11 protein-coding genes are annotated in these 13,356 nt (G+C 54.6%); 6 read left to right on the plus strand and 5 right to left on the minus strand.

The features are described from left to right. Nucleotides 1-8: 8 nt before the first annotated feature. On the plus strand, nucleotides 9-1,385 hold the full coding sequence (locus tag KO486_RS10650; RefSeq protein ID WP_216037204.1) for a protein adenylyltransferase SelO: 1,377 nt from the start codon (nucleotides 9-11) through the stop codon (nucleotides 1,383-1,385). Between the two features lie 15 nt (nucleotides 1,386-1,400). Here the strand turns inward: KO486_RS10650 and KO486_RS10655 are convergent, their stop codons facing one another. The 3 genes from KO486_RS10655 to KO486_RS10665 all read right to left on the minus strand — a co-directional run bounded on the left by KO486_RS10655 (nucleotide 1,401) and on the right by KO486_RS10665 (nucleotide 3,502). Further along, a complete protein-coding gene (locus tag KO486_RS10655; protein WP_216037205.1) occupies nucleotides 1,401-2,360 on the minus strand; it encodes a DUF3179 domain-containing protein in 960 nt (319 codons plus the stop codon). A gap of 85 nt (nucleotides 2,361-2,445) precedes the next feature. Next, entirely contained in the window at nucleotides 2,446-3,003 is a 558-nt protein-coding gene (locus tag KO486_RS10660) for a peptidylprolyl isomerase (protein WP_216037206.1), read from the minus strand. Then, nucleotides 2,996-3,502 (minus strand): peptidylprolyl isomerase, encoded by a 507-nt coding sequence (locus KO486_RS10665; RefSeq protein WP_216037207.1) that lies wholly within the window; start codon nucleotides 3,500-3,502, stop codon nucleotides 2,996-2,998. Before KO486_RS10665 ends, KO486_RS10660 begins: the two co-directional genes overlap by 8 nt. 124 nt (nucleotides 3,503-3,626) lie before the next feature. Here KO486_RS10665 and KO486_RS10670 point away from each other — a divergent pair, with 124 nt between their 5' ends. From KO486_RS10670 to KO486_RS10680, 3 genes are all read left to right on the plus strand, one after another. Then, nucleotides 3,627-4,805, plus strand: coding sequence for a phosphoglycerate kinase (locus tag KO486_RS10670; protein ID WP_216037208.1), 1,179 nt, complete (start codon nucleotides 3,627-3,629; stop codon nucleotides 4,803-4,805). Between the two features lie 116 nt (nucleotides 4,806-4,921). Then, a complete protein-coding gene (locus tag KO486_RS10675) occupies nucleotides 4,922-5,821 on the plus strand; it encodes a fructose bisphosphate aldolase (RefSeq protein ID WP_216037209.1) in 900 nt (299 codons plus the stop codon). A 122-nt stretch (nucleotides 5,822-5,943) separates the two neighbouring features. Continuing rightward, on the plus strand, nucleotides 5,944-6,243 hold the full coding sequence (locus KO486_RS10680; RefSeq protein WP_216037210.1) for a septum formation initiator family protein: 300 nt from the start codon (nucleotides 5,944-5,946) through the stop codon (nucleotides 6,241-6,243). Nucleotides 6,244-6,379: 136 nt separating this feature from the next. On the opposite strand, the gene KO486_RS10685 is transcribed toward KO486_RS10680, so the two are convergent. Then, nucleotides 6,380-8,725 carry an EAL domain-containing protein gene (locus tag KO486_RS10685; protein WP_216037211.1) on the minus strand — a complete coding sequence of 782 codons (2,346 nt, stop codon included), beginning with the start codon at nucleotides 8,723-8,725 and terminating at the stop codon, nucleotides 6,380-6,382. 268 nt (nucleotides 8,726-8,993) lie between these two features. Beyond that, the gene (locus tag KO486_RS10690) at nucleotides 8,994-11,321 is read right to left on the minus strand and encodes a Hint domain-containing protein (RefSeq protein WP_216037212.1); all 2,328 of its coding nucleotides are present in this window, start codon (nucleotides 11,319-11,321) and stop codon (nucleotides 8,994-8,996) included. 307 nt (nucleotides 11,322-11,628) lie between these two features. Here KO486_RS10690 and KO486_RS10695 point away from each other — a divergent pair, with 307 nt between their 5' ends. Together KO486_RS10695 and KO486_RS10700 are read left to right on the plus strand one after the other, a co-directional pair. Continuing rightward, complete coding sequence (locus KO486_RS10695; protein ID WP_216037213.1) at nucleotides 11,629-12,597, plus strand: NAD(P)-dependent oxidoreductase; 969 nt, start codon at nucleotides 11,629-11,631, stop codon at nucleotides 12,595-12,597. A gap of 2 nt (nucleotides 12,598-12,599) precedes the next feature. Beyond that, nucleotides 12,600-13,343, plus strand: coding sequence for a class II aldolase and adducin N-terminal domain-containing protein (locus tag KO486_RS10700; RefSeq protein WP_216037214.1), 744 nt, complete (start codon nucleotides 12,600-12,602; stop codon nucleotides 13,341-13,343). Nucleotides 13,344-13,356 lie beyond the last annotated feature (13 nt).

A 13,356-nucleotide genomic window follows, 5' to 3' on the forward strand; every position in this document is an offset into this window, starting at 1 on the left:
GTGCTGACATGTCCCTGACCCTGCCGTTTGAAACCACTTACCTGACATTGCCGGACCGTTTTTATTCTAAACATGCCGCAACACCTGTCAGCGCGCCCTCCCTTATCGTGTTCAACCATGACCTTGCCGCTGAGTTAGGGATAGATACGTCCGACATGAGTGATGAAGACGCCGCGTATATCTTTTCGGGCAACGAAGTCCTTGCGGGATCTACCCCGTTTGCGCAGGTCTATGCAGGCCATCAATTCGGGGGCTTCTCGCCGCAACTCGGGGACGGTCGCGCGCTGCATCTCGGGGAAATCGATAGCCCGTTGGGACGCGTTGATATCCAACTAAAAGGATCAGGCCCCACGCCCTATTCGCGCAACGGTGACGGACGCGCATGGGTTGGCCCAGTGCTGCGCGAATACTTGATGAGCTGCGCCATGCAGGCCCTTGATATACCGACAACAAAGGCACTCGCGGCTGTGTTGACAGGCGATCCTGTTTTGCGGGAACAAGGTCCACTGCCTGGGGCTGTTTTGACCCGTGTTGCATCGTCTCACATCCGTGTTGGAACATTCCAGTACTTCGCCGCACGCAGTGATGTCGACGGGTTGCGTGAACTGATGACCTATACGATCGAGCGCCACTACCCTAGTGCAAGCGGCCCGACTGACCTGATCAAGCAGGTCATGCAGCGTCAGATCCAGCTGGTCGCTAAATGGATGTCTGTCGGCTTTATCCACGGGGTCATGAACACCGACAATGTTTCGGTTGCAGGGGAAACCATCGACTTTGGCCCCTGTGCCTTTATGGACACCTACCACCCCGATACGGTGTTCAGTTCCATCGACCGTCGCGGGCGGTATGCCTATAGCAACCAAGGCCCCCTAACCCATTGGAACCTTGCGCAATTTGCAACGTCTTTGGTCGCACTTATGCCCGACACTGATTTGGCAATCGAAGAATTCACCGCCCTTTTGAACACCTTCCCCGATTTGTTTGAGGCCGAATGGGCCAGGGTTTTCGCACCCAAATTGGGACTGTCGCAAAGCGATGAAACGACGGCACTGATCAAAGAGTTACTGTCCCTCATGTCTGAGGCGAACGCGGATTTTACCAATACATTCAACGCGCTGAATCAAACGGAACAGACATTCCCCGAGTGGTACGCAAAATGGCGCGCGGCGGGCCCGAATGATGATCTGTGGCGCGAAACCAACCCGCAGGTGATCCCGCGCACCCATAAGATCGAACAGGCAATCACGGCAGCCACGACAGGTGATTTTGCGCCGTTTCACACCATGCTTGCAGCGGTCAAATCGCCGTTCACGCCGAGCCCCGACTTTGCGACTCCGCCCGAGGAAGACGAAAAGGTGCGCCAGACATTCTGCGGAACCTGAACCGTTGGGCGAGGACTATTCGCCCAATTTCCAATCGCCATCCGGCCAAAATGCGTGAAAGGCAAAGGCGAACATCACGTCATGTGCCAGATCGTTGCCCGCAGTGTCACGCACCCGAACAGTCCCAACGTCGCGCCCGTTTCCAATCGCAGCGGAATCCAGCGCCGAAGCTTGGCCAGCAGCCCAGCTTAGGACAACGCCGTCCTCCTCAACCTCCCCCGCCTGCGCGATCCGTGTCATTGGCCATGCAGCATCGCCAACGCGCACAACGCGGGCAAGTGCCGGAATGTCATGGGGCGGCAATTCACCAGAAAACAAAAACGGCCGATGCGAACTGTCATACTGCACATAAGGGTTGGCACCGTAATTGCGCCGCTGGTTGGGTTCATCCATCACGAGCCCATCACGGTTGCGCTCTTTGAACTCTCCCCAACTTTCCATCCACGATGGCAGAGTTTGAAGTTCTGTCCCGGTTAGATCCCCGACAATCGCCTCGCCGATGGCTTGCTGCCACCAGCTTTCGGTTTCGCGATCAAACATGATCATATCCGAGTTGCGCAACTTGCCCGAGACGCCGAATGTCAACACTTGCCCGTTGACCCGCCGATCAAAGGTGATGCCCGAATTGCACAGCGGGCAGAACGTCACCGCAATCGGCAATCCGCGCACGTCATCGTTCACGATCTCATGCCACATCAGATATCGGATCGGGTATGCGCGTGGGGTTTCGCCCTGCAATTCCAATGTGATAACTGGTTCGCGATCCGTCAGTCGGTCCTCATCAAAGACATCAATAAAGGACGGATCATCCAACGCAGGAATGCCGTCGCGCGGCGGCCCACCAGACAAGACTTCAACCCAACTCTCAACGCTGGTGACGTCAAAATTGGTGTTGGGCCACTCGTGGCGCCAAAACTCGGGGCTGGCGGTGGCGAGGTTGGCGATCAACGTAAAGACAAGTGTAAGGCGGAACATGGCGGCTTTCCTTATGAGGGTGCCCCCAAAGTAAAAGGGGCCACGCATCGCTGCATAGCCCCTCTACAAGAATGTGATGCTGAGGTTACTCGGTAACGCGCACAGCAACCATATAGTCAGGTTCGCCGACCACAGCACCGTTGGACCCACGGCCCAATTTGATCTGATCAACAATATCCATACCAGACGTCACTTCGCCAACGATGGTATACTGGCCGTCCAGAAACGCGCCCTCTTCGAACATGATGAAGAACTGGCTGTTGGCACTGTCAGGGTTCTGGGACCGCGCCATGCCGACCATGCCACGGGTGAACGACTTTTCAGTCGTTGCCTCAAGAGCGATATCGCCAAGGTCAGACCCGCCTGTTCCAGCGCGCTGCATGTTAAAATCATCCGCTGTGCTGTCGCCAAACTGAACATCGCCTGTTTGCGCCATGAAGCCTTCGATCACGCGGTGAAACACCACGCCGTCGTATTGGCCATCAGCCGCCAGCGCAGTGATTTGCGCAGCGTGCAACGGTGCAATGTCTTCGAACAGATCGATAACGATTGTACCGTTGGCGTCGCCTGCGACATCAATCTCGATCCCGCCTGCATGTGCAGCACCAGCCAACAAAGTCGCGATAACTGCGCCCTTAAACATCGGCAGCAACTTTCATAGAGATCATGCGATCAGGGTACATCGGGGGCTCGCCCTTAACGATCGCGTCGACGTGTTCCATGCCGGAAGAAACCATGCCGTAAACGGTGTACTGGCCGTTCAGGAAGTCATTGTCTTTGAAGTTAATAAAGAACTGGCTGTTCGCAGAATTCGGGTTCGCGGAACGCGCAGCGCCAAGGGATCCACGTGCATGCGGGATCTTGGAGAATTCAGCCGGAAGATCAGGCTTGTCGGACCCACCTGTACCAGCACGACCGATGTTAAAATCGTTTTCCATGTTGCCGTGGGCAACGTCGCCCGTCTGCGCCATGAAACCATCAATCACACGGTGGAATGCAACGTTGTCGTATGCACCTTCGCGCACGAGCTCTTTCATGCGTTCAACGTGCTTTGGCGCAACGTCTGGCAATAGATCAATCTGTACTGTGCCACCGGTCAGTTCCATCAGGATTGTGTTTTCTGGGTCTTTGATATCAGCCATCTTTCGGCTCCTTAACGAATTGCGTTGCGCCGTTATCTAGTGCGACTTTTGGCGGATTCCAAGACACGGTTGACCCCTCGCCGCTGATTGCGCATGAACAAGCCAACAAAGCTAGGAGAGCATCATGGGCTGGAACACACTCGACGACATGGAATTGGCAGGCAAAACTGTGCTGACGCGGGTGGACATCAACGTCCCCGTTGAAGATGGCAAAGTCACGGATGCAACCCGCATTGAGCGGATCAAACCGACAATCGACACCATTCTGGCCGCTGGCGGTAAACCTGTCATGCTTGCTCACTTTGGTCGCCCCAAGGGCCAGTATGTTCCTGAGATGTCTTTGCGCGTGACAGTGCCAACCTTGGAAAAGGTTCTGGGGCGTCCTGTGACGTTTATCGAAAAGCCAGATCGCGCTGCCATTGACGCGGCCCCTGCGGACGCTGTGATCCTGATTGAAAACACACGGTTCACGTCGATGGAAACCGACAATGATCCGAAGATGGCGGGCTTCCTTGCCTCATTGGGCGATATCTATTGCAACGATGCATTTTCTGCCGCGCACCGCGCCCACGCAAGTACCGAAGGCGTTGCTAAATTGTTGCCCAATTGCGCGGGCCGCTTGATGGCAGAAGAACTCGGCGCGCTCGAAAAAGCGCTCGGAAACCCAGAGCGCCCCGTGGTGGCCGTGGTTGGTGGGGCCAAAGTGTCCACCAAGCTCGATCTGCTTGGTAACCTGATTTCAAAAGTCGAAGCCATCATCATCGGCGGCGGCATGGCCAACACATTCTTGGCCGCGCAGGGCGTAGACGTCGGCAAGTCCCTTTGCGAACACGACCTCGCAGACACGGCCCGCGATATTATGGCCAAGGCCGAAGCCGCGGGCTGTCAGATTATCCTGCCCGTCGATATTGTTGTGGCTGCTGAATTCAAAGCAAACGCCGCCAACGAAGTCCTGCCTGTAGACGCCTGCCCTGCCGACAAGATGATTTTTGATGTCGGACCACAATCCAGCAAGAACATCGCTGCGGTCATCCAATCCGCCAAAACGCTGATCATGAACGGCCCCTTGGGCGTGTTCGAGCTTGAGCCGTTCCAAAAAGGCACGTTCGAGCTGTTGGACGAAATCGCGCGCCAAACAAACGCTGGCGATTTGATTTCCGTTGGCGGTGGCGGCGATACCGTCGCAGCGATCAACATGTCCGGCCACGGTGACGACTTCACTTATATCTCGACGGCGGGTGGCGCATTCCTAGAATGGATGGAGGGCAAAACCCTTCCTGGTGTTGCGGCTTTGGGAGGATAATCGGCGCAAGGGGCTGAAATACTAGTATGTTAGCGCAACCGTTAGCGTAACCATAATTGAAGGCCCTTAAGACGTCCCTTATGGCAGTTGTAACGCAGCCAAAAGGGACAACCCAAATGACCGACGCGACACACCAAGCCATGACAGACCAAATCCGCAAGGGCCAAGGCTTTATTGCGGCGCTCGATCAATCGGGGGGCTCAACGCCCAAAGCGCTAAAAGCTTACGGTGTGTCCGAGGATGCCTATGCCAACGACGACCAGATGTTTGATCTGATCCACGCTATGCGCGCGCGCATCGTAAACGCCCCTGTGTTCAGCGGCGACAAAGTCATCGGCGCGATCCTGTTTGAAATGACCATGGACCGCGAGATTTCCGGCAAACCCTCCGCCGCCGCCCTTTGGGAAGACAACGGCGTTGTGCCATTCCTCAAGATCGACAAAGGCTTGGAAGCCGAAGACAACGGCGTGCAGATGCTGAAAGACATTCCAAACCTTGATCACTTGCTGGAACGCGCAAAAGCTCAAGGCATATTTGGCACCAAGGAACGTTCTGTCATTCATGCTGCCAATCAGGCAGGTATCGACGCCATCGTGGCGCAGCAGTTTGAACTGGGTGCGCAGGTGTCCGGCCACGGCCTCATGCCGATCCTAGAACCAGAGATCAACATTACCATTGCAGACAAGGCAGACGCCGAAGACATGTTGCGCGACGCGATCCTGCTCCACCTTGATGCCCTGCCCGACGGCCAGCAGATCATGCTGAAACTCAGCCTGCCCGAAACACCAGGTCAGTATCAGGTCCTCGTGGATCACCCAGCCTGCCTCAAAGTCGTGGCGCTGTCCGGTGGATATTCCCGCGAGGAAGCCAACAATCGACTGGCCAAAAACAGCGGCGTCGTGGCCAGCTTTAGCCGCGCGCTGACCGAAGGTCTGTTTGCCCATCAAGACGATGGCGAGTTCAACGCCACGCTGGGCCGCACCATCGACAGCATTCACGCCGCATCCATCGCGTAATAGCCGATAAAGCACCGAAAATAATGGAATCCCCTACATAAAGGGGATTCCCAAAACGAATCAGATGTGCGATTCTCTGGCATACGCGGTTCATCAAGAAACCGGTGCAATGAGGCAGAGACATGTTACGAGCGAAACGCGCGCCAATGGGCGTCCTTCTCTATTTTGCAGGTACTTTGATGCTCGGCTTGTATTTCACCTTTGCCGCCGTGCAAGGCGACTACGGTATTTTCAAACGTGCCGAGATCAATGCAGAAAACCGCGCGTTGACGGCTGAACTGGCTGTGCTTCAGGCGGATGTTGCGCGGATGGAAAATCTGACGCGTCGCCTAAGCGATACATATCTTGATCTCGACCTTCTTGATGAACAAGCCCGCGACATGCTTGGAATGGTGCGCGCCGACGAGATTGTTATTCGTTAAACGGCGCTGGATGCTCGCACACCTGTGCGCTGATACCGTCTGCCCGCTCCGCCAGAAGCGGTCGTTCAACACAGCTTGCCTCTAGGTCAGTTGTGCACAGTTTGGGTTATTTCTTTAGGTGTTGGTTGGCGTCTTCTTAAACGATCCTTTTCTTCAGGTTGATGACCGACATTTGTGATACAAATTGATCTGTTGCTTCGACAGACATTGGTCGGCCAAAAAGAAAACCTTGGCCGTCATCACACCCCATGGCGGCTAACGCTTGAACTTCGATTTGGCTTTCGATGCCTTCGGCAATGACAGACAAATTAAGATTGTGCCCCAATTGAACGATGGCGCTTACAATCGGACTTTTTGAGTTGTGTTGAAGATCCGTAACGAAAGAACGATCAACTTTAAGCCTATTGAGTGGAAGGCGCTTCAGGTAGCTGAGGGATGAATAACCGGTTCCGAAATCGTCTAACGCAATTGATACACCTAATGCGGAAATTTCGTTTAAAGTGACCGCCACTTTTTCTTGCGACGTGATGAAAACACCCTCGGTCACTTCGACCTCCAATAGCCTTGCCGGTAATCCAGTCTCAGCCAGTACTTTTTTGATAAGAGCCACGACATCAATTCTGGAAAACTGAACCGGCGAAAAGTTGACTGAAACAACAGGTGCCAAGTCCCCCAGTTGATTGGCCCATCGCACCGCATCGTGGCAGGCCGTCCGCAATATTTGCTCACCTAATTCAACAATGAGTCCGGTTTGTTCTGCAATCGGAATGAAGACATCGGGACCAATCACTCCAAGTTGGTCATCTGTCCATCGCGCAAGTGCCTCAAACCCAATGAGGCGACCATCACTCAAAGCATGTTGAGATTGATAATGAGGCTGGATGTCACCGTTCTGAATTGCGGTTTTCATGCGCTCAATGATGGCAACGCGCCTGTTGAGCTGATCTTGCATGTTGATGTCAAAAAACGCGTACAGATCGCCGCCATTATGCTTTGCATCATAAAGCGCCAGATCTGAAAACGACAACAATTCTAACCCCTCGGACGTATCTCTGGGAAACTGCGCGACGCCCACAGAGGCGGATATCTGCAGTTTGAATTCTCCTATCTGAAAGGGGTCTGACAGCAGTTTACAGATTTCTGTCGCGATCCGTTCGGAAGCACTCCTCTTAATAGGGTGTTGCCCTCGACAAAGGATAAAGAATTCATCGCCACCAATACGGGCTGCCCAAGTTTCAACCGTCCCTACCCTTCGCAACCGCTTTGCCACTTCAATTAGGAGAAGATCGCCAATGTCATGACCATAGCTGTCATTGATCTGTTTGAAGCCGTCAAGATCGACCGCAAAAGCCGTTGCGAAATGATCGCCAGTCCGAAGGCCCAATAGGCACTCTTGAAGCGCATCGCGGTTCAAGAGTTTGGTGAGGCTGTCGTGAGTTGCCAGAAATTTTAGTTTCTGATCGGCCTCAATTGACGCGGTCGCATCAGCAAAGATCCCTCGAAACCCTCTAAATTCATCAAGATCAAACTGCGGCATTCCCTTGATAAGAATCCAGCGCAACCGCCCATCTTTCGGATCGGTCACTGACAATCGCACATCATGAAATTCTGTTTTGTACTTCAATGCCATGCGCAGCCTCTCAATGTCTGGCTGACACGCTTCAGTACATTCCGCTCCTAGCGCCGCAAATGATGGAACCCGACCAATGTCCCGCTCAGTAAGGCCAAACAACTCTAGGACTTGTGCCGGTGCTCTGATGATTTTGCCAGATTGATCGGTCTGCCAAAGCCACTCTGTGGCCTGTCGTTCATAGTCCCTCAAAAGGAGTTCAACGACCTCTTTCTTTTCGTTTAGTTTCTCTTGATCTTTGAATGCCGTGATCGCTGATTTCCCTCTCTCTACGGTCGCGCTATACAAACTGACACCAGCAGCAATCGTTAGAAAGAAAATCAAAAAATCAGACGACGATCCTGTCTGTAGGCCGCAGAAAAGCGCGACGAGGCTGTTTCCAACGATTTGAACACCCAAGTAGGCAAAAGCTGCTGCCGGCGCACGCGAGAAACCCATGGTTCCCAGTGCGAGCGCCCCCGCTATCACAGTGGTGATGATTGCCTTCTCATCGCCACTGACCAGCGGATAGAACAACGCCATACCGGTTGTCCAAAAAAGCGAATTTACAAAGGTTTCGACGGTAAAGCGTCGCATGTCCTTCGATGACCCAGTGGTTTTATAAGTGATGCGCCATTTGAGAAAGAGCCACCAAGAATACAGGATGATCGCGGCTGTCCAGATGACAACCAAATGGTTGCTTCCATGGTTCCAAGCCTGAAATGACAGAACAGGGGCAAAGAACGTGTTTCCGAGCAACATGACCCGCATCTGCTCGATGGTTCCGCGAAGCTGTTCGCGGCGCAAACGATTGCCAACATCATCTGAAAACTGTCCCGAGCTGAGCTCATTCAAACCCAACTTGTTGAACATGATTGGAAGTGGGCTTGTTGCTGAAATCAATCTGCTGGTCCGATGGGATTAAGGTTTGACTGTCAATCCCACATTGAGGACCACTGGTTAAATGTTTGCAAATGTAGATGCAGAACTGCGTCAATTGCCTTTGATGATAAGGACTAGATAACAACTCTCGGCGAGACTTAACCGCGCCGATGAACTTACTGCGGAACAAACCCGACTTTGGCACCTTTCAACCAAGTCAAAGCTCGGCAAGGATAATACGCGTTATGCTAGGCCAGAACTAGAAGACCAATTCAGTTGTATTCGTTGGCATTACAGACATCCTCGAAAGCCGTTTGGCCTCTATGAAAGGCCGAGCGGACGGACCGTAAGCCGCCAAGCCCACAGGGCCAAGTTTCAGCAATGGGAAAAGGTGAAGAATTTCGGCCTGATGCGCAGGGGCTAATGCCGCGAGGCCCATCGGACCAGGATAGAAGCTTTCACTTGGGCAATTCTCTGCAAACAGGATTTGATGTTGCGCGAACATCAGGTGGACATAGGTCACCTTACGCACGCCATTGGCGACCCTAAAACCATCGCCCCCATGTCGAGCCAAATGAATTGCCCGCGCGAGATATGATTGGCCCTCCAAACTCACGAAAATGCCGTGTTGTCGTGAGACAAGAAGGTCCCGTGTGTTGCCCAATGCACCTTTCGCAATTCGTACGGGCCGTGCCTTGGGGTTCGCCGCGAGCTCATCTTTGTTTAGTGTCGTTTGACCGGCCCAAGAAATCGGCTGCGCCCCGTGATCCGCCGTCTGAACCAAATCCCCGTGCCGTAAGGTTTCGACCAATCGGTCTCCGCTTGGCGTTCTGATCAGGGTCCCACTGGTGAAACAGGGGACGCCCATGCTCACGAGGGCGGAGGGCGTGGCGCTTCCTGGTGATACCCCGTTCAAGGTGATGCTTTCACCGATCGGGAACGTCAAAACCGCATTGCCCGACCCGTCGTCGGACACAACGACGTCTGCTGTGTTCACCGGGTTGCCACCGGAATCGGTCAGAAGCGACAGGTCTAGCTGATCGTTCGTTGAACCGTCACCGTCGCTATCGGAGGTATCGAAATCGGTAATGACATCGTGGCCGGACCCATCTTCGAAGACATAGACATCGTCGCCCGCGCCGCCAGATAGCGTGTCATCGCCCGCGCCGCCAGATAGCGTGTCATCGCCCGCCCCGCCGGACAGGGTATCGCTGCCATCTCCGCCATAGAGCGCGTCATTGCCCGCGCCTCCCACCGCACTGTCGTCACCATCCTCCAGATAGACGCGATCGGCGCCACTGCCGCCAATGAACGAGTCGTCGCCACCAAAAGTGTAGACCTTCGTGCCAAGGCTGTCGGCGCTGGCATCGATCGTGTCGCCGTAGTCGACCGTGCCGAATATCTCTTCGATGTCGTCAAATGTGCCGGTGCCTGCGGTTCCGTTGAAATCGTACGTGCCGACCTCGTCACCTGTGAAGGTGACGGTTACGCCTTGCGTCGATACGACATTCGAGAATTCGATCGTGTCCCACCAACCGCCACCCGAAATTGTTGACGTTCCATCATCATCCTCGATCGTGAAACGATCGTTACCGTCACCACCAAACAAGGTGTCGGACCCCGCGCCACCGGAAAATGTATCGCCACCATCGCCGCCATACAATGTGTCGTCGCCGGTTCCGCCTGTCAGGCTATCGTCGCCCCCCTCCGTACTAACGAGCAGGTCTTGGGACGTCGCGGAGGCGTCGATAACGTCGGCATACTCGGTCGAAATAAACTCTTCGATTTCGCGAAAGCTGCCGCTGGTCGAGGTGCCCGAAAAGTCAAAGGTGCCGCTTTCCGACCCCGTGAATGTAACCGTGACGCCTTGCGTCGATGAATAATTGCTGAACCCGATGATGTCCCAATCAACGCCGCCTTCGCCCCCCTCGACGATGGCGAACTGATGGTTGTCGGTAACCCAGATTTCGTCGGACCCATCGCCGCCATAGATTGTGTCGTTGCCAACCGCACCAGACAACCAATCATCGCCTGTACCACCGTAGATCGTGTCATCGCCTGCGCCGCCGATAATACTGTCGTCGCCAGCGTCACCGTAAATCCGGTTACTCCCTTGGCCGGTGGACCAACTCCCGATTTGATCAGCACCGTCGCCGCCATAAATGACGTCGTTGCCATCACCAAAGGAGACCGTGTCGTCCCCCCCGCCCCCATAGACTGTGTCGTGACTCGTCCAGTTGTAAATATTCTGATCGGTGTCTTGAATATACTCACCATCAGAGGTGCCCGTCAGCGTATCGGTGCCCGTGGTGCCGTAGATCGCTTCGGCAAAGTCGGTAAGGTCGCCTGTTTCGCCCGGCGGGAACCCCGAGGAGTCGGACGGCACGAAATAGTAGTTGCCGCCAACCTGATAAAAGTACCCGAACACATCGCCAACGGTGTTCGGATAGTTCACGATGCCAGTGCCGAGGGTATCGTAAGAGGAATCGTCAAACGACGCCGTCGTAGAGCCCGAATACTCATCCCCAACGGTCGGGCCAACTGCACCCGTATCAAGATTGATTAGATATCCATTAACAGTAGCCATGACAGACCTTTGGTTTGACGATCAGCGGCTCACTACAGGACTAAGGTTAACGGATTGCCTAACCTCCAGATGAGGGGTCGCGCAAGAAAGGTCGGAGTTCGGGACCCGACCGCTCCTAACCTTATCGCTCAGGCTGATTTCTATCGTTCTTGCGCCGGCTTCGCATCCCAAGGTTGCGCTCCTCTTTTGGGTGATCGCTACCCTTAAATAAAACAAGCCCAAAGCCCTTGAATTAGTTGCTTTATACCAAACCACTCATGGCTAAAAATTAAACGAAACGAAGCAGCGGTTGAGAGATTGAATTAATATGAAAATGGGTTTTGTCGGGCTTGGGAATGTTGGCAGTAAATTGGCGGGCAGTTTGTTGCGCAACGGGTTTGATCTGACTGTTTGTGATCTCAACCCCGAACTGGTGGCCGGATTTGTCGCCAAGGGCGCAAAGGCTGCGGACAGCCCTGCGGCCCTGATGCAAGCCTGCGATGCTGTCATCACCTGCCTGCCATCCCCACAGGCCTGCGCGGCCGTGGTCGAGGCGATGTTGCCCCATGTCGACGACACGAAAATCTGGATGGAAATGTCCACGACTGAAGTTTCTGAGGTGAAACGCCTTGCCGCGCTTGTGACAGAAAAGGGCGGCTCTGCGATTGAATGCCCAGTGTCGGGCGGTTGTCATCGCGCGGATACGGGCAACATCTCGATCTTTGCGGGCTGTGATCGCGCCACGTTCGAGAGGATGCTGCCAACGCTGACGACGCTGGGTCGGCGGGTTTTGCACACCGGTGAGATCGGGTCGGCCTCAACGCTGAAGGTGATGACGAATTATCTAGCGACGGCCAATTTGCTGACCTGCTGCGAAGCGCTGGTCACGATGAAGGCCGCGGGCATTGATCTGAACACGACCTATGAGGCGATGAAAATCAGCTCAGGGACATCCTTCGTCCATGAAACCGAAAGCCAACTGATCCTGAACGGGTCGCGCGACGTGTCCTTTACGATGGACCTCGTGAAAAAGGATATCGGCCTGTTTCAATCCTTGGCCGAAGCTGCGGATGTACCGCTTGAGATCAGCCCGCTGCTGGTCGAAATTTTTGATGACGGTATTGCCAAGTATGGCGAACGAGAGCTGTCCCCCAACATCATCCGCCGCCTTGAAGACGCCACAGGCCTGCAGATCACGGCCCCCGGTTTCCCGACGGAACTGGTAGACGACGAACCCGAGGAGGACGGCTACGAGGTTATCCCGACTGGCTTGTCGAAACCTGTGCTGGCCAGCTGATCATGGGTGGCGCGAACATGCAGCACTGGGCCGAACGGACCGACCTTGCGGCGACCTTTCAATGGGCCGCCCGCCTGAACCTGCACGAAGGGGTCGCCAATCATTTCAGTCTGGCGGTGAACGAGGATGGCACTCAGTTTCTGATCAACCCCAATCAGGTGCATTTCTCTAACATTCGCGCGTCTGATTTGCTGTTGTTGGATGCCAATGATCCGGACGTTTTGACCGGCCCAAATGCGCCGGATCCCACGGCATGGGGTCTGCATGCCTCGATCCATCGGCAATGCCCGCATGCGCGGTGTGTGATGCACACCCATTCAATCTGGTCGACCGTTCTGGCCTGTCTGGCCGACAGTACGCTGCTGCCGATCGATCAGAATACTGCGACGTTTTATAACCGCTATGTTGTTGACGATGCCTTTGGCGGCCTCGCGTTTGAGGACGAAGGCATTCGCTGTGCCCAGATGCTCTCTGATCCGGCCAAGAAGGTCATGGTGATGGGCAATCACGGCGTTCTCGTCGTGGGGGCTTCGGTCGCGGATACATTCAACCGGCTCTATTATTTTGAACGTGCGGCTGAAACATATGTCCGTGCGCTGCAGACGGGGCAAAAACTGCGTGTCCTATCCGATGACATCGCTGAAAAAACGGCCCGTGAGCTTGATGATTATCCCGGTCAGGCCGAGGCGCACTTGCGCGAAATTCGCACCCGTCTTGATGCGGAAAACAACATCTACGCCAACTAACCTCCATCCCTTC

The sequence above is a fragment of the Octadecabacter sp. B2R22 genome, assembly GCF_018861045.1.
GTDB lineage: Bacteria > Pseudomonadota > Alphaproteobacteria > Rhodobacterales > Rhodobacteraceae > Octadecabacter.